The 25,491-nt window shown below is 70.9% G+C and carries 22 protein-coding genes and 2 tRNA genes; 18 read left to right on the top strand and 6 right to left on the bottom strand.

Annotated features, from left to right (window positions below; genetic code table 11):
• Window positions 1-26 precede the first annotated feature (26 nt).
• Entirely contained in the window at window positions 27-1,466 is a 1,440-nt protein-coding gene (locus ACFYL4_RS18005; protein ID WP_387519370.1) for an amidase, read from the top strand.
• Here the strand turns inward: ACFYL4_RS18005 and ACFYL4_RS18000 are convergent.
• Window positions 1,363-2,733 (bottom strand): MFS transporter, encoded by a 1,371-nt coding sequence (locus ACFYL4_RS18000; RefSeq protein ID WP_357765716.1) that lies wholly within the window; start codon window positions 2,731-2,733, stop codon window positions 1,363-1,365. The two genes, ACFYL4_RS18005 and ACFYL4_RS18000, sit on opposite strands and share 104 nt — an antisense overlap.
• A gap of 195 nt (window positions 2,734-2,928) precedes the next feature.
• Here ACFYL4_RS18000 and malQ point away from each other — a divergent pair, with 195 nt between their 5' ends.
• Window positions 2,929-4,962 carry a 4-alpha-glucanotransferase gene (gene malQ / locus ACFYL4_RS17995; protein WP_387519368.1) on the top strand — a complete coding sequence of 678 codons (2,034 nt, stop codon included), beginning with the start codon at window positions 2,929-2,931 and terminating at the stop codon, window positions 4,960-4,962.
• Between the two features lie 84 nt (window positions 4,963-5,046).
• Here the strand turns inward: malQ and pepN are convergent, their stop codons facing one another.
• Window positions 5,047-7,590, bottom strand: coding sequence for an aminopeptidase N (gene pepN / locus ACFYL4_RS17990; protein ID WP_387519366.1), 2,544 nt, complete (start codon window positions 7,588-7,590; stop codon window positions 5,047-5,049).
• A gap of 257 nt (window positions 7,591-7,847) precedes the next feature.
• Between pepN and ACFYL4_RS17985 the strand changes: the two genes are divergently transcribed.
• The 10 genes from ACFYL4_RS17985 to ACFYL4_RS17940 all read left to right on the top strand — a co-directional run bounded on the left by ACFYL4_RS17985 (window position 7,848) and on the right by ACFYL4_RS17940 (window position 16,115).
• Window positions 7,848-8,483, top strand: coding sequence for a DsbA family protein (locus tag ACFYL4_RS17985; RefSeq protein ID WP_387519365.1), 636 nt, complete (start codon window positions 7,848-7,850; stop codon window positions 8,481-8,483).
• A 15-nt stretch (window positions 8,484-8,498) separates the two neighbouring features.
• On the top strand, window positions 8,499-8,654 hold the full coding sequence (locus tag ACFYL4_RS17980) for a hypothetical protein (protein ID WP_357765705.1): 156 nt from the start codon (window positions 8,499-8,501) through the stop codon (window positions 8,652-8,654).
• A 139-nt stretch (window positions 8,655-8,793) separates the two neighbouring features.
• Window positions 8,794-10,215, top strand: coding sequence for an aldehyde dehydrogenase family protein (locus tag ACFYL4_RS17975; RefSeq protein WP_357765702.1), 1,422 nt, complete (start codon window positions 8,794-8,796; stop codon window positions 10,213-10,215).
• A gap of 125 nt (window positions 10,216-10,340) precedes the next feature.
• A complete protein-coding gene (locus tag ACFYL4_RS17970; RefSeq protein WP_357765699.1) occupies window positions 10,341-10,487 on the top strand; it encodes a hypothetical protein in 147 nt (48 codons plus the stop codon).
• Between the two features lie 98 nt (window positions 10,488-10,585).
• Entirely contained in the window at window positions 10,586-11,053 is a 468-nt protein-coding gene (locus tag ACFYL4_RS17965) for a ribose-5-phosphate isomerase (RefSeq protein WP_357765696.1), read from the top strand.
• A 503-nt stretch (window positions 11,054-11,556) separates the two neighbouring features.
• Entirely contained in the window at window positions 11,557-12,660 is a 1,104-nt protein-coding gene (locus ACFYL4_RS17960) for a PP2C family protein-serine/threonine phosphatase (RefSeq protein WP_357765693.1), read from the top strand.
• Between the two features lie 268 nt (window positions 12,661-12,928).
• On the top strand, window positions 12,929-14,269 hold the full coding sequence (mgtE, locus tag ACFYL4_RS17955) for a magnesium transporter (RefSeq protein ID WP_357765690.1): 1,341 nt from the start codon (window positions 12,929-12,931) through the stop codon (window positions 14,267-14,269).
• Window positions 14,270-14,346: 77 nt separating this feature from the next.
• Window positions 14,347-14,553 carry an antitoxin gene (locus ACFYL4_RS17950; RefSeq protein WP_357765687.1) on the top strand — a complete coding sequence of 69 codons (207 nt, stop codon included), beginning with the start codon at window positions 14,347-14,349 and terminating at the stop codon, window positions 14,551-14,553.
• A 59-nt stretch (window positions 14,554-14,612) separates the two neighbouring features.
• Entirely contained in the window at window positions 14,613-15,482 is an 870-nt protein-coding gene (locus tag ACFYL4_RS17945) for a peptidoglycan DD-metalloendopeptidase family protein (RefSeq protein WP_387519361.1), read from the top strand.
• 36 nt (window positions 15,483-15,518) lie between these two features.
• Window positions 15,519-16,115: a (2Fe-2S) ferredoxin domain-containing protein gene (locus tag ACFYL4_RS17940; protein ID WP_387519359.1), complete on the top strand. Its 597-nt coding sequence runs from the start codon at window positions 15,519-15,521 to the stop codon at window positions 16,113-16,115.
• Between the two features lie 37 nt (window positions 16,116-16,152).
• Here ACFYL4_RS17940 and ACFYL4_RS17935 read toward each other — a convergent pair whose 3' ends face one another.
• On the bottom strand, window positions 16,153-18,015 hold the full coding sequence (locus ACFYL4_RS17935; protein ID WP_387519358.1) for an ABC transporter ATP-binding protein: 1,863 nt from the start codon (window positions 18,013-18,015) through the stop codon (window positions 16,153-16,155).
• A 108-nt stretch (window positions 18,016-18,123) separates the two neighbouring features.
• Complete coding sequence (locus ACFYL4_RS17930; protein ID WP_357765678.1) at window positions 18,124-18,627, bottom strand: adenylyltransferase/cytidyltransferase family protein; 504 nt, start codon at window positions 18,625-18,627, stop codon at window positions 18,124-18,126.
• Between the two features lie 215 nt (window positions 18,628-18,842).
• Between ACFYL4_RS17930 and ACFYL4_RS17925 the strand changes: the two genes are divergently transcribed.
• The gene (locus ACFYL4_RS17925) at window positions 18,843-19,199 is read left to right on the top strand and encodes a hypothetical protein (protein WP_357765675.1); all 357 of its coding nucleotides are present in this window, start codon (window positions 18,843-18,845) and stop codon (window positions 19,197-19,199) included.
• Between the two features lie 229 nt (window positions 19,200-19,428).
• Here ACFYL4_RS17925 and ACFYL4_RS17920 read toward each other — a convergent pair.
• A tRNA-Gly gene (locus tag ACFYL4_RS17920) sits at window positions 19,429-19,502 on the bottom strand.
• Between the two features lie 118 nt (window positions 19,503-19,620).
• Here ACFYL4_RS17920 and ACFYL4_RS17915 point away from each other — a divergent pair.
• The 5 genes from ACFYL4_RS17915 (at window position 19,621) to clpX (ending at window position 24,423) form a co-directional block, all read left to right on the top strand.
• Window positions 19,621-19,695 (top strand) — tRNA-Pro (locus ACFYL4_RS17915).
• Window positions 19,696-19,923: 228 nt separating this feature from the next.
• Window positions 19,924-21,276, top strand: coding sequence for a trigger factor (gene tig / locus ACFYL4_RS17910; protein ID WP_387519355.1), 1,353 nt, complete (start codon window positions 19,924-19,926; stop codon window positions 21,274-21,276).
• Window positions 21,277-21,523: 247 nt separating this feature from the next.
• Window positions 21,524-22,141, top strand: coding sequence for an ATP-dependent Clp protease proteolytic subunit (locus ACFYL4_RS17905; RefSeq protein WP_357765670.1), 618 nt, complete (start codon window positions 21,524-21,526; stop codon window positions 22,139-22,141).
• A gap of 56 nt (window positions 22,142-22,197) precedes the next feature.
• Window positions 22,198-22,854 carry an ATP-dependent Clp protease proteolytic subunit gene (locus ACFYL4_RS17900; protein WP_017545193.1) on the top strand — a complete coding sequence of 219 codons (657 nt, stop codon included), beginning with the start codon at window positions 22,198-22,200 and terminating at the stop codon, window positions 22,852-22,854.
• A gap of 288 nt (window positions 22,855-23,142) precedes the next feature.
• Window positions 23,143-24,423, top strand: a complete 1,281-nt coding sequence (gene clpX, locus ACFYL4_RS17895) for an ATP-dependent Clp protease ATP-binding subunit ClpX (protein ID WP_357765665.1) — start codon at window positions 23,143-23,145, stop codon at window positions 24,421-24,423.
• A gap of 125 nt (window positions 24,424-24,548) precedes the next feature.
• Here clpX and ACFYL4_RS17890 read toward each other — a convergent pair whose 3' ends face one another.
• Window positions 24,549-25,259, bottom strand: a complete 711-nt coding sequence (locus ACFYL4_RS17890) for a DUF305 domain-containing protein (protein ID WP_387519352.1) — start codon at window positions 25,257-25,259, stop codon at window positions 24,549-24,551.
• Window positions 25,260-25,491 lie beyond the last annotated feature (232 nt).

The following is a 25,491-nucleotide window of genomic DNA, read 5'->3' as shown; positions in this document are numbered from 1 at the left end:
GCCCTACCCGGTTAACCTCGGGTGGCATGACCAGAATCCATGAACTTCCCGCGTACCGGATCGCGGCGTTGGTCCGCAGTCGTGAACTGTCACCTGTTGAGATCGCTGAGCACTTTCTGGATCGTATTCGGAGGTTGGACGACCGATACGGTGCCTACGTTACGGTTACCGAAGAATTGGCTTTGGATCAGGCCCGAAACGCGGAGAAACGGGTCGTGAACGACACGCCGGACGACCTTCCACCGCTCCTCGGGGTCCCCGTGCCGATCAAGGACCTCGACACCGTCGCCGGGGTACGTGTCACGTTCGGCTCACGCGTGTACTCCGACCACGTGGCCCCCCGGGACTCGGCGATGGTCTCCCGGCTGCGCGACGCCGGCGCCGTGTTCCTCGGGAAGACCAACACTCCTGAGTTCGGGTCCACCTGCCACACCGAGAACGGCGTCGCCCCGCCCAGCCGCAACCCCTGGGACACTGATCTCTCCCCGGGCGGTTCCAGCGGGGGCGCGGCCGCCGCCGTGGCCGCAGGGCTCGCGCCGGTCGCCCAGGCCAGCGACGGCGGCGGCTCCGTCCGCATCCCCGCCAGCGTCTGCGGCCTGTTCGGGCTCAAGCCCACCCGGGGCCGGATCTCCCTCGGCCCGGACCGGGCCGACTTCCACGGGCTGTCGACGGCGGGGCCGATCACCCGTTCCGTCCTGGACGCCGCGCTGATGCTGGACGCCATGGAGTGCCACCTGCCGGGGGACCTCCACACCGCCCCTCCGCCGCCCGGCGGCGGGACCTTCGTGGACCACGCCCGGCGCGAACCGGGCAGGTTGCGCGTCGCCCGTTACCGCGACACCGGGGCCACCGGTATCGGAGTCCACCCCGACGTGGTCGCCGCGCACGAGGACACCACCCGGCTGCTCCTGGAACTCGGGCACGAGGTCGAGGAGATCGACAACCCCGGTGAGACCGTCTTCGGGGGCTCCTACTTGGAGGACTTCCAGTACCTGTGGGCCGCGATCGCCTCGGCCTCGCCCGTCGACCCGGCACGCGAGAGCGAGCTCACTCCGATCAACCGCTGGCTGCGCGAACGCGCCCGCCGGACCACCGTGCCCGAGCTCATGGCGGCCACCGCCCGCCTCCAACACGGCACACGGGCCCTGCTCGCGGCCACGTCCGGCTTCGACGCCGTCCTGAGCCCCACGCTGGCCCGGCCGGCGGTGCCGATCGGGCACTTCACCTCGGGCGGGCCCGAGGAGGAGTTCCGGCTCATGACCGAGTTCACGCCGTTCACGTCGCTCTACAACGTGACCGGTCAGCCCTCGGTGAGCGTCCCGCTGCACTGGTCGTCGGAGGGACTGCCGATCGGTTCCATGCTCACGGGGCGGATGGGGGGAGAGGGGACCCTGCTGTCCCTGTCGGCCCAGCTGGAGCGGGCACGCCCGTGGGCGCACCGGGTCCCCCCGGGATGGACGGACTGACCTGCTCCCGGGCGGCGCTGCCCGGGGCCGGGGCCGAGGCTCCCGCGGCCCCGGAGAACCGTCCCAGGAAGAGGCTCAGCACGGCGGACAGCAGGACCATGACGGTGGCGCCCAGCGCCCCGCCCGCGATGCCGACGGAGTCCACCAGCGCACCGGTCAGCGGTCCCGCCAACGCGGCGCCGACGCTCATGGCGGTGGCCATCCAGCCGAAGGCCTCCGCTCTGCGGTGGGCGGGGGCGGTGTCGCCCAGGCGGCCCATCACGGCGGCCAGGGTGGGGGCCAGCGCCAGTCCCGACACGAAGAGCAGCGGGGTGAGCAGCAGAGGGGTCGGAAGGTGGCTGACCGGGGGCATGAAGGGGATCAGCACCGCGATGCCCAGGGCGGCGGCGAAGGCGCGCAGTGACAGCCGCGGCCTGCCCCGCAGCGACCCGGCCACCGCGCCGCCCACCAGGGAGCCCAGCGCCCACACCGAGGCCAGCACCATGACGTAGTGGGGAGCGCCCAGCTCGTTGGCCCAGGCCACGATCACCAGGTCCATGCCGACCACGCCGGAGACGATCATCCCGCACATGGCGAACAGCAGGAAGAGGGCCGGGAGCAGGAGCAGGCTGCGGTCGGCCCGGCCGGAGCGGCGGCCGCCCGTACCGTCCCCGTCGGCCTCCGCCGGGCGCTCGGCCGGTCCGGTGACCCCCGCGCGGCGCAGTGAGAGTGCGAACCCCACCGCTCCAAGCAACCCCAGAACCCCCAGGAGCAGCAGGGCCCAGCGGGGGCCGGCCATCGCCACGACACCGGCGGTGAGGATGGGCGAGAAGACGAACACCAACTCCTGGGTGGTGGCCTCGGCCGCGTAGATCGCCTGCCGTTCGGGACCCGTCGTCAGGCGCGGCCACAGGGCGCGCACGATCTGGTTGGCCGGGGTACCGAACAACCCGGTGCCCAGGGCCAGCGGCAGGGAGACCCACCACAGCGAGGCGGGCAGCAGCGCCAGGGTCGTCAATCCGACCGTGAACACCACCCCGCACACGAGCACCAGACGGTCGCTGTGGCCGCGGTCGGCCATGCGCCCGCGCAACGGTCCCACCAGTGCCATGCCCAGGGTGAACGCGCCCGCCACCAGCCCCGCCAGGGTGTACGAGCCCGTCCATCCCTGAACCAGGAACGTCACCCCGATCATCAGCCCCGGCGTGTAGAACCTGGCCGCGAGGGACCAGGACAACAGGGACAGGACGTGGGGCACGGCGAACAGCCGTCGGTAGTTGGCGAGCACGTGTTCGATTATGCAGCTCCCACCGGGTCTTCCGCCACGGGATTGCGGCCCGGTCCACGCACGCGCGGGGGCGGCCGAGAGGGGCGCCGCGCGGACCCGGAAGGGCGCCGCGCGGGCGACCCGCGTACGCGTTCTGACCCCACACCGTGGCGTCCTCCCGTGTACGCGCGCTCCCGTGGGGCATGATCGGTGTCTGTGAGGGACGTTGAGCTGACCCGGCTGGCCGGGCGCCACGGGATCGCGACCGCGTACGAGGACTGGCGGGGCCGACGGGTGTCCGTCGGTCCGGACACGATCCGCCATGTCCTGACGGCCCTGGGGGTGGACCCGGCCGACCCCGGCCCGGACCCCGGGCGCGGTCTCCTGCCGCCCGCCGTGGTGGTGCGCGAGGGCAAGGCACCCGACCTGGCGCTGCCCGAGGGCGCACGCTGTTCGGTGGAGACGGCGGACGGCGCACTGCTGCCGTTCGATCCCGGGCTGCCCCCGGGCGCGCACACCCTGAGGGTGACCGACCAGGGGGTCGAGCACGACGCCCCGATCCTGGTCGTCCCCGACCGGATCGACCCCACCGCCCTGCGAGAGCACCGCCGCCTGTGGGGGCTCATGGCCCAGGTCTACAGCGTGCGCTCGCGAGCCTCCTGGGGCACCGGCGACCTGCGCGACCTCTCCGAGCTCGCCGAGTGGAGCGCCCGGGACCTGGGCGCCGACTTCACCCTGATCAACCCGGTGCACGCGAGCGGGCCCGCGACACCGCTCGAACCCTCCCCGTACCTGCCGGTCAGCCGCCGCTACTCCAGCCCCCTGTACATCCGAGTGGAGGACGTCCCCGAGTACGCGCGGCTCGACCCCTCCCAGCGTGAGGGCATCCAGCGCCTGGCCCGGCCGTTGCGCGAGCGCGGCCGCACCGCCGACCTCCTGGACCGCGACGCCGTCTGGGAGGCCAAGCGCGCCGCCCTGGAGATCCTCTTCCAGGTGTCGCGCGCACCGGGCCGGGAGGAGGCCCTGCGCCACTACCTCGAACGCGAGGGCCAGCCCCTGGTGGAGTTCGCGACGTGGTCGGCCCTGGCGGAGGAGCACGGCCCCGACCACCGTGCCTGGCCCCCGGAACTGCGCGACGTGGGCTCGCTCGCGGTCGGACGGCGCGCCCTGGACCTGTGGCCGCGCGTGGAGTTCCACCGCTGGCTCCAGTGGGTCCTGGACGAACAGCTCGCCCGTGCCCAGGACGGCGCCCTCGACAGCGGCATGGCCCTGGGGATCGTGCACGACCTCGCCATCGGCGTGCGCGCGGGCGGCGCCGACGCCTGGATGTACGGCGACGCCCTCGTGCCCGGGCTGCACGCGGGTGCCCCGCCGGACGAGTTCAACCGGCGGGGCCAGGACTGGGGACAGCCGCCCTGGAACCCGAACCGCCTGGCCGAACTGGGCTACGGGCCGTTCCGGCAGATCGTCTCGCAGGCGCTGCGGCACGCGGGCGGCCTGCGGATGGATCACGTCATGGGCCTGTTCCGCCTCTGGTGCGTGCCCGAGGGGGCCTCTCCCGACCAGGGCACCTACCTGCGCTACGACCACGAGGGCATGGTCGGTGCGCTGCTCCTGGAGGCGCGCCGCGCCGACGCGGTGGTCGTCGGCGAGGATCTGGGCACCGTCGAACCGTGGGTGCGCGACCACCTCGCCGACCGCGGTGTGCTCGGCACCTCCGTCCTGTGGTTCGAGAACGACGGGGACGGGGAGCCGCTCACCCCCGACGGGTGGCGGCGGGACTGCCTGGCCACCGTGGCCACGCACGACCTGCCGCCGGTCTCCTCCTACCTGTCCGCCGAGCACGTGGAGCTGCGCGCCCGCCTCGGACTGCTGGACCGGCCGGTGGCCGAGGAGCGGGCGGCCTCCGAGGCGCGGGTGGCCCAGTGGTGCGCGCTCCTGGTGTACCTGGGGTTGTTGGAGGAGGACGCCGACCCGGTCGGCGACCCCGCGTCCGTGGTCGCGGCGATGCACGCCTACCTGGCGGCCACCCCGTCGCGGATGCTGGGCGTCGCGCTCACCGACCTGGTGGGGGAGCGCCGCATGCAGAACCAGCCGGGCACCAGCACCGAGTACCCGAACTGGCGGATACCGCTCACCAGCGGCGAGGGCGAACCGGTCCTGGTGGACGAACTGCTCGCCGACCCCCGGATGGTCGCCCGCGTACGCAGGGCGCTGGGGCCCCTGGGCCACCGGGGACACGGTCTGTAGCCGCAGACGGACCGGGTCCGCACACGGGACGGCCCCCGGGCGCACACGCGCACGGGGCCGTCCCGCTCGTCACGGTGGTGCCGGTCAGCCTTCCTCACCGGCGGCGGCGTCCCTGGCGCGGGCGCGCAGGGCGCGCTCCACACCGGCCCGCCCCTCGATCAGCAGGCGGTACAGCGCCGGAGCGGGGGAGTGCTCCGCGATGTAGGCGTCGGTGCGCTCCAGGGTCGCCTCCTCCACGAGCTGGCTCGGGTAGACCACCTCGGCGAAGGTCTGCGCGAACTCACCCGTCCACTTCTCCCAGGCCGGGGCCAGCTGGGCGAAGTACCGCTCCAGGTAGGGGCGGTACAGCTCCGCCTGACGCGGCTCAGTGAAGCCCAGAAGGGTGGCGCGGAACTCGGCGTTGGCCAGCTCCCCGCCGACGATCCGCTCCCACGCGGTCTCCTTGGCCTCGGCCGTGGGGATCGCCGCCCGGGCGCCCGCGGCGTTGCGCTGCCCGGCGGCCGTCGGGTCGGCCTCCAGCTCGGCGGCGATCTCGGCCTCTCCCGCCTCACCGGCGGCGACCAGGCGGCGCAGCAGGGTCCAGCGCAGGTCCGTGTCGACCTCCAGGCCCTCCACGGTGATCGCGCCGTCCAGCAACCCGCGCAGCAGGGACAGGTGGGCGTCGGTCACGGCGGCGTCGGCCAGGGCGTTGACGTAGGCCAGCTGGAGGTCGCCGCCGGGCTCGGCGGACGACAGAAGCTCGCTCAGCCGGTCGGCCAGCCGGGCGAAACCGGTCGGGCGCCACTCCGGGGCGGCGTAGTTGAACAGCGCCCCCGACGCCTGGCGGAGCAGGGTCTGGGCCACGGTGACGTCGTCGACGCCGCTGATCCCGGAGATCACCAGGTCGACGTAGTCCCGGGCCGCCATCTCGCCGTCGCGGGTCATGTCCCAGGCGGCGCCGAAGGCGAGCGCGCGCGGCAGCGACTCGCGAATGCGGCCCGCGCCCTCCACCACCGTGCGCAGGGAGCGCTCGTCCAGACGGATCTTGGTGAAGGTCAGGTCGTCGTCGTTGATGAGCACCAGGTCAGGCCGCGCCCTGCCCACCAGCTCGGCGACCTCGGTACGCGCGCCGCTGACGTCCAGCTCCACGCGCTCGCGTCGCACGACGCCGTCGGCGGTGCGGTCGTACAGGCCCACGGCCAGCCGGTGCGAGCGCAGCGTGGGGTGCTCGGGGTCGGCCTCCTGGAGGACCGCGAACGACGTGAAGTTCCCGTCCGCGTCCACCTCGAACTCCGGGCGCATGGTGTTGACGCCCGTGGTCTCCAGCCATTCCTTCGACCAGCCGGACAGGTCGCGGCCGGAGGCGGCCTCCAGGTGCTTGAGGAGGTCGCGCAGCTCGGTGTTGCCGAACGCGTTCTCCTTGAAGTAGGCGCGCACGCCCGCGAAGAACGCGTCCACGCCCACGTACGCGGCCAGCTGCTTGAGGACCGAGGCGCCCTTGGCGTAGGTGATGCCGTCGAAGTTGACCTCCACCGCCTGGATGTCGACCATGTCGGCGGCGATGGGGTGGGTCGAGGGCAGCTGGTCCTGGCGCAGCGCCCACGCCTTCTCCACGTTGGCGAAGGTCGTCCAGGCGTCTGACCACTGGGTGGCGTTGACCTGGCAGTACACGCTCGCGTAGGTCGCGAACGACTCGTTCAGCCACAGGTCGTCCCACCAGCGCATGGTGACGAGGTCGCCGAACCACATGTGCGCCATCTCGTGCAGGATCGTCTCGGCGCGCCGCTCGTAGCGGGCGTCGGTGACCCGCGAGCGGAAGACGTAGTCCTCCAGGAAGGTGACAGCGCCCGCGTTCTCCATGGCGCCCGCGTTGAACTCGGGCACGAACAGCTGGTCGTACTTGCCGAACGGGTAGCGCAGGTCGAACAGGCCGTGGAAGAAGTCGAAGCCCTGCTTGGTGACCTCGAACAGCGCCTCGGAGTCCAGGTGCTCGGCGAGCGAGGCGCGGCAGTACAGGCCCAGCGGGATGCCGTCGTGCTCGTCGCGGACCACGTGGTAGGGGCCGGCGATCAGCGCGGTGATGTAGGTGGACATGACCTGGGTCGCGGGGAAGTGCCAGCGCACGCGCTCCTCGCCCGCCGCCTCGCGCTCCACGTCCGGGGCGCTGTTGGAGACGACCTCCCACGACGGCGGGGCGAACACGGTCAGCTCGAACGTGGCCTTGAGGTCGGGCTGGTCGAAGCACGTGAACATGCGGTGCGCGTCGGCCGTCTCGAACTGGCTGTACAGGTACACCGAGTCGTCGACCGGGTCGACGAAGCGGTGCAGGCCCTCGCCCGTGCGCATGTAGGCGGCGTCGGCCACCACCGTCAGCTCGTTCTCCGCGGCCAGGTCCGGCAGGGTGAGCCGCTCGCCGTCGAACAGCTGGTCCGCGTCCAGCTCGCGCCCGTTCAGGACGGCGCTGCGCACACTCGGCGCCGCCAGGTCGACGAAGGTCCGCGCACCCGGTTCCGAACTGGAGAAGCGCACCACGGTGGTGGACCGGAAGGTCTCGTCACCGGTGGTGAGGTCCAGCTCCACGGCGTAGGAGTCCACGCTGAGAATGCGGGCCCGCTCCTTGGCCTCGTCCCGTGTCAGGTTCCCTGCCACGCCACGCTCCCTTCACGGCCGTCTTCGTCGTCGGCCGGAATCGGTTGTCGACCGGGTCGAGCCCGCCGACCGGGGGTGGGCCGTCGGGGTCGGAGGTCGTTGTCGTCGGATCGATCCTGCCACGCACCGGACTGGAATGCGCAACCGATCACCGTGGTTGACGATCGGTGGTGGGGGTGCGTCCGGGCTCGGTCGCGCGGCCACCGGAACCGACCTTCCCCCGGGGCCATCACCTCGGCCCCAGACGAGGAGCAGTGATGAACGAGACCCCCGCGCGGTCCGGTGAGCGGGAGACCGTGTACGCGGACATGTGGTTCGACCCGGCCTGCCCCTGGGCGTGGATCACCTCCCGCTGGCTGCTGGAGGTCGAGACGGTCCGCCCCGTGACCGTGCGCTGGCACGTGATGAGCCTGAGCGTGCTCAACGAGGGACGTGACCTGCCCGAGGACTACCGGCGGTTCAACGACCGGGCGTGGGGGGCCGTGCGCGTGTGCGTGGCGGCCGAACAGCGCTTCGGCCCCGAGGTGCTGGGCGCCCTCTACACGGCCCTGGGCACCCGCTACCACCACGAGGGCGAACCGCGGACCACCGACACCCTGCGGGCCGCGCTGGCCGACGCCGGGCTGCCGGAGGACCTGGCCGAGGCCGCCGACTCCACCGCGTACGATGAGGCCCTGCGCGCCTCGCACGCCGAGGCGATGAAGCTGGTGGGGGAGGACGTCGGCACGCCCGTCGTCCAGGTGGAGGACGTGGCCTTCTTCGGCCCGGTCGTCTCCCCGGTCCCGCGCGGCGAGGCCGCCGGGAAGCTGTGGGACGGCGTGCGCCTGGTCGCCGGCACCGACGGGTTCTTCGAGCTCAAGCGCACCCGCACGCGCTCACCCATCTTCGACTGACCACCGGGAGTACCGATGCCAGGGCCTGACGGCGACCGCCGCGCCACCTTCCTCGACGACCTCGACCTCCTGCCCGACACCACGAGCGACGAACGTTCCGAGGGGTGGGGCGACAGCGACGAGGACTCCACCGCGCGGCTGATCGCCGACCGGCCCCCGCACTGGGGCTGACCCGCGAGCGGCGCACGGCGCGGCTCCGACACACGCCTTCGGGGCGGGTGACCGTGGTTCCCGCGGCCACCCGCCCCGAACCCGTTCCGGACCCGGGCCGCCCTGGCCAACCCGAACCGCGTTCTGCGACAGTGGGGCCATGCGATCCCTCTACATCGACGGCGCCTGGCGCGACTCCGCCTCCACCGAGGCCATCGACGTGGTCAACCCGGCGACCGAACAGGTCATCGACACCGTCCCGGCGGGGGCCGCCGCCGACGTCGACGCCGCGGTCGCCGCGGCCGGAGCGGCCCTCCCCGCGTGGTCCGCGCTCTCCCCGGGCCAGCGCGTCACCCACCTGTCCCGCGCGCTGGAACTGTTCGAGGCGGGGCTCGACGAGGTCGCCCGCGTGCTCACCGCCGACGTGGGCGCCCCCGCCACCTTCGCGACCAAGGTGCAGGCCGGGCTGCCCGCGCGCGTGTTCCGCACCTACATCGATCTCGTCGAGGAGCACGGGGAGCGCTACTTCGGCGGCGAGGAGGTCGGCAACAGCCTGGTCGTGCACGAGCCGGTCGGCGTGGTCGGCGCCATCACCCCGTGGAACTACCCGTTGCACCAGGTCGTCCTGAAGGTCGTCCCCGCCCTCCTCGCGGGCAACACCGTGGTGCTCAAGCCGAGCGAGGTCGCACCGCTCAGCGCCTACTGGCTCGCGGGGGTCCTGCACGAGGCCGGTCTTCCCGCGGGCGTGTTCAACCTGGTCTCCGGCACCGGGGCCGTGGTGGGCGAGGCGATCGCCGCCCACCCCGGAGTGGACATGGTCTCCTTCACCGGTTCCACCCGCGCCGGAGTCCGGGTGTCGCGGGTGGCGGCCGAGACGGTCAAGCGGGTCTCCCTGGAACTGGGCGGGAAGTCGCCCAACGTGATCCTGCCCGGTGCCGACCTCGCCAAGGCGGTCAGGCGCGGTGTCGCCGACGTCATGCGCAACACCGGCCAGAGCTGCAACGCCCTCACCCGTATGCTCGTGCACCGCGACTCCTACGAGGAGGCGGTGGAACTGGCCGCCGCCTCCGCCGCCAAGTACGTCCCGGGCGACCCCGAGGACGACTCCACCCGTCTGGGACCGCTGGTCTCCGCCGCGCAGCGGGACCGGGTCCGCTCCTACGTCGACCTCGGCATGGAGGAGGGCGCCCGGGTGGTCACCGGCGGACCCGGGCCGGTCGAGGAGCGGCCCGTGGGCTACTACGTCCGCCCGACCGTCCTCGCCGACGTGCGCAACGACATGCGTGTCGCCCAGGAGGAGATCTTCGGCCCGGTCCTGGCCCTCATCCCCTACGACACCGTCGAGGAGGCGGTGCGGATCGCCAACGACACCGTGTACGGGCTCAGCGCCGCCGTGTGGTCGGCCGACCCCGACGAGGGGATGGCGGTGGCCCGGCGCCTGCGCGCGGGACAGGTCGAACTGAACGGCGGCGCGCTCAACCCCCGCGCCCCCTTCGGCGGGTACAAGCGCTCCGGCAACGGTCGCGAGTGGGGACTGCCGGGCCTGGTGGAGTTCTGCGAGGTCAAGTCCGTGCAACGGTGAACCCTGTGGCCGTTCTCACCGCCCTTACCATGGTCCGACGGAATCGGACCCGGTGACGCGCGCGTTGTGCCGTGTGGAAAGATTCCGACTGGTCATCCCCTGGTCGAAACCAATCGAGGTGTGAGTTGAGCAACAAGCCCGCGGTCTCCAAGGCAGGTCCCCTCAGTAAGGACCTCAAGTCGATCCTCGTGTACAACCTGATCGCGATCCTGTCGATGGCGGGCTTCGCCGCCCTCGGTCTGAGCGTCGCGGCGGCCGCCGCCGGGGCCTGAACCCGCGACCGGCACGACGCGCGCCGCGCCCAGCACCGGCCCCACGGTCGGCGAGGGGCGCGGCTTCTTCTGTTCCCGGGAGCTGTCACACTGGTGACGTGCGTGTTTACCTTGGATCAGATCATGCGGGCTTCGAGCTCAAAGAACACCTCGTCTCCTGGTTGAAGGAGAACGGCCACGAGGTCGTGGACGCCGGACCGGCCGTCTACGACGCGGTCGACGACTATCCTCCCTTCGTCCTGCGCGCCGCCGAGGGCGTCGCCGAGGACCCGGGCTCCCTGGGTGTCGTGATCGGCGGCTCCGGCAACGGTGAGCAGATCGCGGCCAACAAGGTCGCCGGCGTCCGCGCCGCCCTGGCCTGGAGCGAGGACACCGCCAGGCTGGCGCGCGAGCACAACGACGCGAACGTGCTCGGCATCGGCGGTCGGATGCACTCCCTGGAGGAGGCCACCCGGTTCGTGGAGGTCTTCCTGGCCACCCCGTACAGCGACGAGGAGCGGCACACCCGCCGCATCGCCATGCTGAGCGACTACGAGAGCACCGGCGAGCTCCCCCCGCTTCCGTAACCCCGTCCGTGGTCCCGCTCCGGTGCGGGACCGTTGGTCCGCCCCCGCGCGCCCCGCGCCCGGGGGCGGACGCGTGCCCGGGTGCGTCCGGGACACACCCGACCCGGGAGCGGTGTCCGGGAGAGGGGTGAGTTCCGGACATCGCCGGGAAGTTCCCCTACGGGTGCCCGAGTCCGACCCCGGGCGCCCGGGTTTAGGCGGAACCCAAACCCGGGGTTATGGGGCGGATCGCCGCTGGTAGTACGTGCCAGGCCAGCACCCCAAGCGCTACAGTTCGTGCACAGCGGCGGGCCATCGTAGTCCGAGACACCGTGTTGTCCGCGTCCATCGGTGCCCGCCCCTCGGCGGAACCAGCCTCCGCGACCCGGGCCGTGCCCCCACACAGCGCCCCCTCCGCCGACCCCGACCAGGCCCCCGAACGCGACCGAGAGCGCGCCGGTGCGCCCTACCACGACCAGGAGTGAGTCCCGCGGGTGAGCGGGCGTGCCGAGCCTAGAGGATCAATGAACCCCACACCGACCGCCAGGGCCACCCGACTGCTGCGATCCACCGTGCAGCGCGTTGTCGCGGTGCTCCGGCGCAAGGTGCTCTTCCGCTACCGCCTCGTCCTCATCACCCTGGTGGCCATCGCCGTGGGCATCGGCGTGGGCGCCGTGTGGGGTCCCGCCGGCTGGTTCCCGCCCAGCTCCACCATCCTCACCGTCCTGGCGGGCGGGCTGCTGCTCAAACGCAAGAGCCTCGCCTTCCTGCTCGGTGTGGTCGTCGCCGTCCTGCTGTTCGTGGCCTACATGCTCGACTTCGGCCAGGTCGGCCCGGGGCTCGTCGTCACCATCGGCGTCACCGGAGTCCTGTCCTACCTTCTGTCCGGCGTGCGCGAACGCCTCGGCGTGCAGGGCCTGAGCGGCGAGATGATGCTGCTGGACCTGCGCGACCGCCTCCGCGACCAGGGGAGGCTCCCCCCGGTCCCCGACGGCTGGGGGCGCACCGCCGTCCTGCGCCAGGCGGGCGGCTCCTCCTTCGGCGGCGACTTCGTCGTCTCCAACCGCCGCGGCAACCGGCTCGACGTCGCCGTCGTCGACGTCTCGGGCAAGGGGGTGGACGCCGGGACCCGCGCGCTGATGCTCTCGGGCGCCTTCAGCGGGCTCATCGGCGCGGTCCCCGCCGCCGACTTCCTCGCCCACTGCAACGACTACCTCATGCGCAACAGCGGCGGGGAGGGCTTCGTCACCGCGGTCCACCTGAGCGTGGACACCGAGACCGGCGAGTACCAGGTCGCCTCCGCGGGGCACCCGCCCGCCCTGCACTTCGACGGCGGCGGCGGGGTGTGGAGCACCACCGAGGCCAAGGGCGTGGTCCTCGGTGTCATCCCCGAGATGACCTACACCTCAGTCCAGGGCAAGCTCCGGCCCGGCGACGCCATCATGCTGTGCACCGACGGCCTCATCGAGACGCCGGGCGAGGACCTCGACGCGGGTATCGACCGGCTTCTCGGAGCCGCCGACACACTGGTCACACAGGGTTTCGCCACCGGAGCGGGCGAGGTGGTCGACACCCTCAGCAAGGACAAGAACGACGACTGCGCCCTCGTGGTGCTCTGGCGGACCTGACCCCCGACCGCTCGCCCACCGGCCCGGGTGAGCGTCCCCGGCCCCTCCTGGGGGTAGGGTCGACATGTTCCCCGACCCCGGTACGAGGTCTTCGTACCCGTTCACGGACCCCCGTGCTCGCCCTCTCCGCCCCCTGGGCGCCGACGCCCGCACGGACCACCACACCAGTGACGAGGGGCCGGACCGGTCCCCAGGACCCGGACTTCCCAGAATTCGCGGCCCCGCGGGCGTGCCCGCCGGGCGATGGAGACGCAAGGGGGTGCTTCGCATGGACGGCGAGCGCGCTGAAGAACTCACGGACCTGGTCGAGACGAACGACCTGACCGGCATCAGGCTCTGGTTGGCCGAACACAGGCCCCACGAGATCGCGGACGAACTGGCCCGCATGTCCAGCAGCGAGGCGATCATCCCCTTCCGGCTCCTGGACAAGGACCGCGAGCTGGAGGTCTTCGAGGAACTGGACCCCGGGCAGCAGCAGGCCATCCTCCTCGGCCTGCGGGCCCCCGACTTCCACCAGATCCTGGAGGAGATGGACCCGGACGACCGGGCCCGCCTCATCGGAGAGGCCCCGGCCAAGATCGCCACCCGGGCCCTGGCCGGGCTGAGCTCCGCCGAACGCAAGATGACCGCCGCGCTCCTCGGCTACGAGGAGGACTCGGTGGGCCGGCACATGACGCCGGAGACCGTCATCCTGCACCGGGACCTCACCGTGGGCCGCGCCCTGGAGGTGGTGCGCGCCAAGGGAGCCGACGCCGAGACCATCTACACGCTCCCGGTGGTCAGCGACGGGCGCCGACTGGTCGGCACCATCACCCTGAGCGACCTCGTCGTCAGCGACGACGACCGCGTGCTCAAGGACCTGGTCGACGTCCTCGCGCCCCGGGTGAGCGTGAGCGAACCGGTCGAGGACGCCGCCCGGCTCATCCAGGAGGCCAACCTCGTCTCCCTGCCGGTGGTGGACTCGGAGGACCGCTTCGTCGGCCTGTTCACCTTCGACGACGCCCTGGAGGTCATCGAGGCGGCCGACTCCGAGGACATGGCCCGCCAGTCCGGTGCCAGCCCCATCGACGACCACTACGTGTCCGTCGGGGTGCTGCGCCTGGTCGGCGCCCGCTCGGTGTGGCTCATGCTGCTCATCGTCGCCGCGACCCTCACCGTCAACGTCATGCAGGTGTACGAGGCCACCCTGGAGGAGGTCACGGCGCTGGCGATGTTCGTTCCGATGCTCATCGGCACCGGCGGCAACGTGGGAGCCCAGTCGGCGACGGCCATCGTGCGCGCCCTCGCGGTCGGGGAGGTGCGCGTGCGCGACCTGCCGTCGGTGATCTGGAAGGAGAGCCGGGTGGGCCTGCTCCTGGGCGTGATGCTCGCCGGGATCGCGCTCGTCATCGGGTCGGTTCTGGTCGGCGCGGACATCGCCGTGGTGGTCGCCCTGTCGGTGATCGCCATCTGCACCTGGGCGGCGATCATCGGATCGGCGATGCCCCTGCTCGCCCGCAAGGTGGGGGTGGACCCCGCCGTGGTCTCCTCGCCGATGGTCGCGACCCTCGTGGACGCCACCGGTCTGCTCATCTACTTCTCGGTGGCCCGCATGGTGCTGGGGCTGTGAACCGTGACGGACGTTTCGCTTGAAGTCCAGGTGAAACGGGTATCGCACCATCAGACCGGACACGTCTAGGGGGTTCCATGTCCGACAGCGGAAACACGTTCGACCGGCTCAAGAAGGCCGTCAACGACCACGCCGACAAGGCCGAGGGAGTCGTCGGGAAGGTCGCCGACGCCGCCAAGAAGGCGACCGGTGGGGCCCACGACGACAAGATCGACAAGGGCGCCGGGGCCGCCACCGACTACCTGCGCAAACGCGCACAGGAGAACAAGCGGGACCAGGAGTAGGACCCGCTCGGGACCCGGGACCGTGGCGCGGAACGGGGGAGACCGGCCCACAATGGGGCATGGTCTCGCCCGTTCCGCGTCTGCTGCCCCGGCTCCTCGCCCGCCTGCGCATGCCCCTGATGTGGGCGGCCATGGCCGCCCTCCTGGCCGGATACCTCGGCCTGTCCTGGTGGGTGGGCGCGACCCTGCTGGTGGTGGCGCTCGCGGTGCACCTGAGGCTGGGTACCCCCAGATGCGCGCCGAGGGTGCTGGCCCCGCCGGTGCGGGGGCGCTGGATGCCGCTGACCAGCCCCGTCGACCACGTGCCCAGCCAGGGGACCCACGCCTACGGCCAGACCCACGCGCTCGGTCTGGTCGCCGAGGACGGCACCCGGCCGGACATCGGCTGGCGGCCGCTCAGCCGCCCGCCGGAGGACTTCCCGGCGTTCGGCGCCCCCGTGTACGCCCCGGCCGACGGCACCGTGGTCAGGGTGCACGACCGACAGCGCGACCACCGCAGCCGCAACTCCTGGCCGTGGCTGTTCGGGGCCGTCGTGGAGAACACCCTGCGCGAGCTGCGCGGGCCCTCGGGGCTCATGGGCAACCACGTGGTCATCGACGTCGGCGGTGCGTACGTGCTCCTGGGCCACCTGCGCCGGGGCTCGGCCGCGGTGGCCCCGGGCGACGTCGTGGCGGCGGGCCAGCCGGTCGCCGCGTGCGGCAACTCCGGGGCGTGTACCGAACCCCAGGTCCGGGTGCAGCTGATGGACCGGCCCCACCCGCTCTTCGCCGCCGGGCTGCCGATGGTCTGGGGGCCCGGTTGGAAGGCGGCGGACCCGGAGGACGAGGGGCTGCCCGAGACCTGGCGCCCCGTCGAGGTGACCGGACCGGGCACTGTCCTCGCTGGTGAGGAGGTTGTTCCGCGGGAATACCCTGGAACCAGGACATGAGGGGACGACGTCACGCGGTCCGGACGGGGAGGTGCGGTGAGCGCGGTCGAGGGGGCGCCCTGCAAGCTCACGGTCTGCCGGGGCTGCTGCTGCGGCACGCGTAAGAAGGTGCCCGGCGTCGACCACACGGCGCAGCTCGCCCGCCTCGGAGTCATCGACGACCACGCCGCCCGCCGGGTTCCGGTCCGCACCAGCACGTGCCTGGGCATCTGCTTCCAGGCCAACGTGGTTGTCGTCCAACCCTCCCACGAGGGCCGCGCGGCCGGAGGACGCCCCGTCTGGCTGGGCCGGATGACCGAGGACCGCCTCCTGGAGGCCCTCGACGACTGGATCTTCCAGGGAGGTCCCGGCCTGGCCCCGCTCCCCGCGCTCCTGGAGGACCACGTGACCTCCAAGGACGCCAAGAAGCCGAAGAAGGGGAAGAAGGCCAAGAAGGCCAAGAAGGCCGACAAGGCCGAAAAGGACACGAAGTCACGGAAGGGCACGAAGGCCGGGAAGGGCGGGGGCAAGCGCGGAGGGGACGGGAAGGCCGCCAAGGAAGACCAGGGCGGCAAGCGGTCCGGGAAGTCCGAAAAGAAGAAGCGGAAGGGCCCGAAGAAGGAGAAGGCGGGGAAGCGGCCCGGCCGGGAGTGAGGGGCGGCCCCGCCGATCGACGGAACCGCCCCGCCCCCTAACCCGACTGGGACGCGAACTGCGTGCGGTACAGCGCCGTGTACAGGCCGCCCGCCTCCAGCAGCTCCTCGTGCGTGCCGCGCTCCAGGATGCGGCCGTCCTCCAGCACCAGGATCTGGTCCGCCTCCCGCACCGTGGCCAGCCGGTGCGCGATCACCAGCGAGGTCCGGCCCTCCAACGCCACCGACAGCGCCTCCTGCACCGCGGCCTCGGACTCCGAGTCCAGGTGCGCCGTGGCCTCGTCCAGGACCACCACGGAGGGGGCCTTCAACAGCAGCCGCGCGATCGCCAGGCGCTGCTTCTCGCCGCCCGACAGCCGGTACCCCCGGTCGCCGACCATGGTGTCCAGGCCGTTGGGCAGCTGGTCGAGGAGCCCGCCCAGCCGCGCCATCCGCAGCGCCTCCTCCAGCTCCGCGTCGGTCGCCCCAGGGCGCGCGTAGCGCAGGTTCGCGCCCACCGTGTCGTGGAACAGCTGCGCGTCCTGCGTCACCACCCCGACGGCCTCCCGCAGGGAGTCGGAGGTGGTCTCGCGCAGGTCGAGGCCTCCGATCCGCACCGCGCCCTCCTTCGGGTCGTACAGCCGCGACACCAGGTGCGTGAGGGTCGACTTGCCCGCTCCCGACGGGCCCACCAGCGCCACCATCCGTCCCGGTTCGGCACGGAAGGACACCCCGCTCAGCACCTGGGTGTCGTCGGACGCCTCCGCCTGTGGAGTCAGCTCCAGGGACGCCACCGACGTCTCCGAGGCGCCCGGGTAGCGGAAGGACACCCGGTCGAACTCGACCCCCAGGGGGCCGTCGGGCAGCGGCCTCGCGTCCGGGCTCTCCTTGATCTGCGGCTCCAGGTCCAGCACCTCGAAGACCCGGTCGAAGGAGACCAGCGCCGTCATGATCTCCACGTGCACGTTGGACAGCGTGGTGATCGGCCCGTAGAGCCGGGCCAGCAGGGTGGTGAGCGCCACCAGGGTGCCCACCTCGAACGAACCGTCCACCGCGAGCACACCGCCCACGCCGTAGACCATCGCCATGGCCAGCGCCGTGATCGTGGCCAGCATGGTGAACAGCAGGCCGCCGATCACCGCCTGACGCACCCCGAGGTCGCGCACCCGGGCCGCCTTGTCGGAGAAGGCGCTGGTCTCCTCGTCGGGGCGGCCGTAGAGCTTGACCAGCATGGCCCCGCCCACGTTGAACCGCTCGGTCATGAGCGAGCTCATCGCGGCGTTGTTGTCCATGGCCTCGCGCGAGATGTTCGCGAGCCTGCGGCCCAGCAGCTTCGCCGGGAGGACGAACAGCGGCACCAGGACCAGAGCCAGCAGGGTCACCTGCCAGGACAGCGCCAGCATCGTGATGAGCACCGCCACCACGCTGATCAGGTTCGACACCACCGACTGCAGGACCGAGGTGATGGCCCGCTGGGCGCCGACCACGTCGGTGTTCAGGCGGCTGATCAGCGAACCCGTCTGCGTGCGGGTGAAGAAGGAGATCGGCATCCGCTGCACGTGCGAGAACACCTGGGTGCGCAGCAGGTAGATGACGCCCTCACCGATCCGGGACGACAGCCACCGGCCGGTCAGGGTGATGACGCCCTCCAGCAGGGCCAGCACCGCCGCGGCGACCGCCAGCCAGACCACCACCGAGGTGTTCCCCGGCAGGATGCCCTGGTCGATGATGGCCCGCAGCAGCAGGGGGTTGGCCACCACCACGGCCGCTCCCACCGCCGTGACCGCGAGGAAGAGCAGGATCGGCCGCCAGTGCGGTGTCGCGTAGGACATCACGCGCCTGGTGGTCCCCGGAGGCAGTTCCTGCCCCCGTGCGCTCCCGTCGTTGACCAGTGCCCTGTAGGAGGGCCTCCCTGACATCATCCACAGCCTCGTTTCCGTTCACCACTCGCCACCCATGCCTCAACACCGGAGCGGGTGAGCTGCTTCCCGGTCGGCTGTGGGAGGAGGAGGGACGTCGGCGCGGGGCGGTCAGAGCGAGGAGGCGAGACGGCCGAGCGCGGCCGTCGTGGAGCGGCCCGGCGTGAAGGGCAGCTCCCAGGCCTGCGCCCCGAGGGCGTCGGCGCCCCGGATCTTGGCCTGCGTGTAGCGGTCCCCGGCGGTGAAGGCCAGGGCCGCGGGGGAGAGCGGGCGGAGCAGGTCCGCGTAGGCGGCCCAGTCGGCGACCGTGGGCGGGCCCTCGATGACGAAGGCACCGGCGACGCAGGCCAGGGCGGCGATGGTCTCGGCGCGCTCCTCGGCGGGGTTGACCGGGCGTCCGGGCCCCTTCCAGGCGCGTACGCGCTCGTCGGACTCGATGCCCACGACGAGGGGGAGCCCCCGGGCGGCGATCGACTGGAGGAAGCGCACGTGTCCGACGTGCAGGACGTCGAAGACGCCGGTCACCACGACCGGCCCCTCCTGCGGTTCCGGTCGTTGGAACCACAGCAGGTCGAGCGGTGTCGCCTGCTCGTCCGTGCCGTCCGCGTCCGTCATCTGGCCCCCGTTTCACCGAACCGCTGGGGCGCCGCACCGGGCCGCGCCGGCGGGTCCGCCCGAAAGGTCAACGTACCCGCTGGAGTCCGGTATTCCGCCTCGTGGCGGGGGCGGAGCCGAATCGTGTTCGGTGGGTGTGGCCCACGTCACCGAAAACTCCGCCCTCGCTGGGTGAGTCCCATCACGGAAAGCGGATTCGAGAGGGAGGGGTGTCCATGGCGTGGACCGTGTTGATCGAGGAGGTCCGGGGGAGCGGTGACCGTTTGCGCTGGGGTACGGCTCCCTCGGCGGGGGCGCGCAATGCCAGTTTCGACGACCGCGAGCAGGCCCGGGAGGAGGCGCTGAGGCTCACCGCGGCGCACTTTCCCGCCAACCCGTGGTCGGAGCGGGACCGGCAGGTGTACCGGATCTCCCCGGACGAGTACCTGGTGAACGTGGACGGCGCGACCACCGACTTCCACTTCCGCGTCACCGTGGCCGAGCGCGTCGAGCCTGGTCGTGAGGAGCCCCGTCCGGTCGAGGACGCGCAACCCGATCCGCACTTCCTCCAGTCCTTCCGGCCGTTCCTCTGAGGGAGTCGGCGGCGGGCCGGTGCGCATCGAGCGCGTCGGCCCGCTTGGTGTGAGGAGCCCCGTCGGACGGGCGCGGGGGGTGTGGGGGTCGTCCCCCGGGTGGGATGGCGAAACGAGTCGGTGCCGTGAGGCACACGGTTCGCTTCGAGTGGGTCGGGGGTGTGGGGGTCGTCCCCCGGGTGGAACGGCGAAGCGAGCTGGTGCCTTGAGGCACACAGCTCGCTTCGAGTGGAGCGGGCGACGAGAATCGAACTCGCATGACCAGCTTGGAAGGCTGGGGTTCTACCATTGAACTACGCCCGCGTGGCATCGGAGCCCTTGAGTTTCCTCTAGACTCGTGGAGCCGACGGAGACAACAGTACCGTCTCCGGGGCGTTGGTCGCACACCCGATTTTCGGTGAGGTGTGTCCGCGCCGGGTGACGGGGTGTAGCGCAGCTTGGTTAGCGCGCATGCTTTGGGAGCATGAGGCCGCGGGTTCGAATCCCGCCACCCCGACGAAACCGTCCGCGGCGGTTCGGCCTCAGGGCCGTGCGCCGTGGCCCCCTGTCTGTCTGCCCTAGACTTGGTGCGATCAGCAGGAAACTGTAAGTCCCAGCCCGTCGCAGGGCACCCCGAAGGAACGTGGTCACCACTGACCGGGGGTGCGCGCGTGCATTCGCCGTTCGTGTGGTGCGCCTGCGGGCCGACGCGGACACCAGCCGGCAAACCTAGGAGTACCGCCCCGTGAAGACCGATGTCGAGGAGCTCAGCCCGACCCGGGTCAAGCTGACCATCGAGGTGCCCTTCGAGGAGCTCGAGCACGCTTTCGACGTGACCTACAAGTCGCTCGCGAAGCAGGTTCGGATCAAGGGCTTCCGCCCGGGCAAGGCGCCGGCGCGGCTGATCGACCGCTACGTCGGACGTGGCGCGGTGATCAGCGAAGCGGTCAACCACGCCGTTCCGGAGCTCTACAACGAAGCCATCCAGAAGGAGGAGATCTTCGCGCTCGGCCAGCCCGACGTGGAGGTCACCAAGCTGGAGGACAACGACCAGCTCGCCTTCACCGCCGAGGTCGACATCCGGCCCAAGTTCGAGGTGAAGGACTACAAGGGCATCGAGGTGACCGTCGACAACGCGACCGTCACCGACGAGCAGGTCGACGAGCAGATCGGCACCCTGCGCGAGCGCTTCTCCACCCTGGTCGGCGCCGACCGCCCCGTGGAGGACGGTGACCACCTCTCCATCGACCTGGTCGCCGCCATCGACGGTGAGAAGCTCGAGGACGTCGCCGTCAGCGGCTACTCCTACGAGGTCGGCACCAACACCATGCTGGAGGGCCTCGACGAGACCCTGCGCGGCATGGAGGCCGGTGGCGAGGCCACCTTCAAGACCACCCTCGTCGGTGGCGAGCACGAGGGCAAGGAAGCCGACGTCACCGTCACCGTGCACACGGTCAAGGTGAAGGAGCTGCCCGAGCTGGACGACGAGTTCGCCCAGCTGGCCTCGGAGTTCGACACGATCGACGAGCTGCGCGAGGACGTGCGCAAGCGCATGGCCGACGTGCGTCGCATGCAGCAGCTGTCCGCCGCCCGTGACAAGGCGCTGGAGAAGCTGATCGAGTCCGTCGAGATCCCGCTCCCCGACGCGGTCGTCGACGAGGAGATCAACCGCCGTCGCCAGAGCCTCGAGCAGCAGCTCGCCCAGAGCGGTCTGACCAAGGAGGCCTACCTCGAGTCGCAGGAGAAGACCGAGGAGGAGTTCGAGGAGGAGCTGAAGACCGGCGCCAACTCGGCGGTCAAGGCCGGTTTCATCCTCGACCAGCTGGCCCTCCAGGAGGACCTGAGCGCCGACCAGGGCGAGCTCAGCCAGTACGTGTTCGAGCAGGCCCAGCGCATGGGTGTGAGCCCGGACCAGCTGGCCCAGCACCTGGTCGAGTCGAACCAGATCCGCGTGGCCTTCACCGAGGTCGTCCGCGGCAAGGCCATGGACCTGGTCCTGGCCGCCGCCTCCGCCGAGGTCGCCGAGGCTGACCAGGCCGAGGAGGCCACCGAGGCCGCCCAGGCCGACGAGGACGCCGACAAGGCCGACTCCAAGTAGTCCGAGGCTTCACGGTGCCGCGAGGCGCCACGGCTCCCAGGGGCCCCGTCCGACCCGCTCAGGGTGGGGCGGGGCCCCTTCCCTTCCACCTGCGGCCGGATGTTCGCTGTCAGGAGAAGGGGTGTGTTCCCGACCGGGCCCACCCTGCGCTCAAAGCGAACAGGGACGGTATCCGGACGAGCCTGGCGTCCGTCGGCGTTAGTGTCGCTGTATCGCAACCGTTTCGATTCCGGAGCAGGTGACGAGAGTGCCGCCGACCTTTGATGAGTCCCAGCGATTCGACGCTCGTACGTCGGATCCGCAGCTTTCCCCTTTTATTGAGCAGACGCCTCAGCGCCTGTTGCGCCAGCGAATCGTGTTCCTCGGCCAGCAGGTCGACGATGACATCGCCAACCGCCTCGTCGGTGAGCTCCTGCTGTTGTCCGCGGAGGACCGCCAGCGGGACATCACGATGTACATCAACTCGCCGGGTGGTTCCGTGACGGCGGGTATGGCGATCTACGACGTCATGCAGTACATCCCGAACGACGTGCGCACCGTGGGTATCGGTATGGCCGCGTCGATGGGCCAGATGCTCCTGTGCGCCGGTGCGCCCGGCAAGCGTTACGCGCTGCCGCACACCCGCGTCATGATGCACCAGCCGTCCGGTGGCATCGGGGGTACCGCCTCCGACATCCGGATTCTGGCTGACCAGCTGCTCTACGTGAAGAAGATGTTCATCCAGAAGATCTCCGAGCACACCGGGCAGACGGTCGAACAGATCGAGAAGGACGCCGACCGGGACCGCTGGTTCACGGCTCAGGAGGCCAAGGAGTACGGCTTCATCGACGAGGTGCTCGAGGGCACCCTCGACGTGACCAGCTGACAGTCCAGAGCACCTGGCCCAGTCCATGAATCGGCGCAGTGCGTGGAAGGCGTGAAATGACCGAGTTCAACCCCAGTCTCATCGGCGGCGCGGCCTCGATGGCTCCCCAGAGCCGCTACGTCCTGCCGTCCTACGTGGAGCGTACGTCGTACGGCGTCAAGGAGATGAATCCGTACAACAAGCTCTTCGAAGAGCGGATCATCTTCGTCGGCGTCCAGATCGACGACACTTCGGCCAACGACCTGATGGCCCAGCTCATCACCCTTGAGCAGCTCGACTCCGAGCGGGACATCCAGATGTACATCAACTCGCCGGGCGGTTCCTTCACCTCCCTCATGGCGATCTACGACACCATGCAGTTCGTGCGCCCCGACATCCAGACGGTGTGCATCGGACAGGCCGCTTCGGCCGCCGCGATCCTGCTGGCGGGCGGCACCAAGGGCAAGCGTGGTGCCCTCCCGAACGCCCGGATGATGATCCACCAGCCCGCGACCGAGGGTATGCACGGTCAGGCCAGCGACATCGAGATCCAGGCGAACGAGATCACCCGTATCCGCACGCAGCTGGAGACCACTCTGGCCAAGCACACGGGGCGCTCCCACGAGCAGGTCTCGAAGGACATCGAGCGGGACAAGATCCTCACCGCCGAGGAGGCCGTGGAGTACGGTCTCATCGACTTCGTCCTGCCCTACCGCAAGGCCTCCCTCAAGTAGGGACACCGGTCGCCGGACCTCCCCGGCCGGGGCCGCCTCGCTCACGCGGCGGTCCCGGAGGGGAATCCGGCGCCCCGAAGTACTCACCGGACCGGTTTCTGACCCGCCTGGGACAGCCCGGTGGTGAAGCCGGTCCGGTTTTTCGCTTAGTCTGGCGGAGAGCGACACACAGATCGCCCCGTTCGTGGCTGGCCGGTCGCGAACGATCACACGGGAGTCGAGTCCTTCCGTCCGTTCGGCGCCGCGCACGCCCGTAACGGGGCGGCCTTAGTTTTGAGGAGTGGCTGGGTGGCACGCATCGGCGACGGCGGGGACCTGCTGAAGTGCTCATTCTGCGGTAAGAGCCAGAAGCAGGTGAAGAAGCTCATCGCTGGCCCCGGCGTGTACATCTGCGATGAGTGCATCGATCTGTGCAACGAGATCATCGAAGAGGAACTCGCCGACGCCACTGAGCTCACGTGGGACTCCCTTCCCAAACCCCGGGAGATCTTCGACTTCCTCGACTCGTACGTGATCGGGCAGGAGCAGGCGAAGAAGGCCCTCTCCGTGGCGGTGTACAACCACTACAAGAGAGTGCGTTCGGAGACGGACCGTCCCGGGGACGAGGACGTCGAGATCGCCAAGTCGAACATCCTCCTGCTGGGGCCGACCGGTTCGGGCAAGACCCTGCTGGCGCAGACCCTGGCGAAGATCCTCAACGTCCCCTTCGCCATCGCGGACGCCACCGCCCTCACCGAGGCGGGCTACGTGGGCGAGGACGTCGAGAACATCCTGCTGAAGCTGATCCAGGCCGCTGACTACGACGTCAAGAAGGCCGAGACCGGCATCATCTACATCGACGAGGTCGACAAGGTCGCCCGCAAGAGCGAGAACCCGTCGATCACCCGCGACGTCTCCGGCGAGGGTGTGCAGCAGGCGCTGCTGAAGATCCTCGAGGGGACCACCGCGAGCGTGCCCCCGCAGGGCGGCCGCAAGCACCCGCACCAGGAGTTCATCCAGATCGACACCACCAACGTGCTGTTCATCTGCGGTGGCGCCTTCGCGGGGCTGGAGAAGATCATCGAGTCCCGCACCGGGCAGCAGGGCATGGGCTTCAACGCCGTGCTGCGGCCCAAGAGCGAGATGGCCGGGACCGCCCTGTTCGGCGAGGTCATGCCGGAGGACCTGCTGAAGTTCGGGATGATCCCGGAGTTCATCGGCCGTCTGCCGGTGATCACCAGCGTGCACAACCTGGACAAGGCCGCGCTGATCCAGATCCTCACCGAGCCGCGCAACGCCCTGGTCAAGCAGTACCAGCGGCTGTTCGAACTGGACAACGTCGAGCTGGAGTTCACCCAGGACGCCCTGGAGGCGATCGCCGAGCAGGGCATCATCCGGGGGACCGGCGCCCGGGGCCTGCGCGCGATCATCGAGGAGGTCCTGCTCTCGGTGATGTACGAGGTGCCCAGCCGGGAGGACGTCGGCCAGGTGATCATCACCCGCGAGTCGGTGGAGCAGCACGTGAACCCGACGATCGTGCCGCGCGCCCAGCTGGAGGCGGACGACGACCGCCAGGAGAAGTCGGCCTGAGCCGCACCCCCGCGTCGGCCCACGGGTCCGTGGGGGAGGTCTGGTGAGGTCTGGGGGCGCCCTTCCCGTGGGGGAGGGCGCCCCCGGTGTGTCGGCCGATCCCCGGGCGGCCCCGGGGCCCGCGGTCACTCCTCGCCCTTGAGGACCTTCTCCATGCGCGCGATCTCCGTGTTCTGCTCGGCGATGAGGTCGTTGGCCATGCGCAGGACCTCCTGGTCCTTCCCCTCGGCCATGGCCTCCTCCGCCATGGTCACCGCGCCCGCGTGGTGGGCGGTCATGAGCTCCACGAAGAGCTGGTCGAAGTCGTCTCCCTCGGCCTCGGCGAGGCGGCCCATGTCCTCGTCGGAGACCATGCCCTCCATGTCGTCGTGGTCGACCTGGAGGTCGCAGGCCACGACCTCGTCGTCATCGCCGTGGTGGCTGCCGTCGCCCTCCAGGCCGCAGAAGTTCTGGTGCGCCGGGTTCTCCCTGGCCGGGCCGAAGACGTTGACCTCCAGCCAGCTCTCCATGGCCGAGATCTCGGGCCCCTGGGCCGCGGAGATGCGGTCGGCGATGCGTTCGATGCCGTCCCGTTCGTAGCGGTCCTCGACCAGGTCGGTCATCTCCAGGGCCTGCCTGTGGTGCTCGATCATCTTCACCAGGTAGGTGACGTCGGCCTCGTTGTGGCCCTGTTCCTCGGCGAGCGCGGCGATCTGGTCGGCTGTGGCGGGGGTGGAGGACTCGCCGGGAGCACCGGGCGCGATGACGTTGGCGGACTGTTCACCCTCGTCACTGGTACAGGCCGCGGCTCCGAGCAACACGAGGGCGGTTCCGGCTGCGAGTGCCAGGCGACGCACGAGGTCTCCTCCAGGGGTGGGGGCGGGCGGGCCGGGCGCCCGCCGTTGTCGGCTGACCCGACGTCCTGCGGGTTTTCTACTCACTCGAAGGGTGTTTTGTCCAGTCTCGGGGGTCCGTCGGCGCGGCCGTGTCCGGCCGCGCGCCGCCTCTGAGCTGTCCGTTCTCGGCGTTTCGTCTGGCTTGTGCGTTCTCGTGCAGGTACAACCCAAAGTAGTCAACTGGCGTCTTTGG

The sequence above is a fragment of the Nocardiopsis sp. NPDC006938 genome, assembly GCF_042869555.1.
In the GTDB taxonomy this organism is placed as follows: domain Bacteria; phylum Actinomycetota; class Actinomycetes; order Streptosporangiales; family Streptosporangiaceae; genus Nocardiopsis.
The sequence above is the reverse complement of the archived record's forward strand: the minus strand, read 5'-3'. Positions and strand labels throughout refer to the sequence as shown.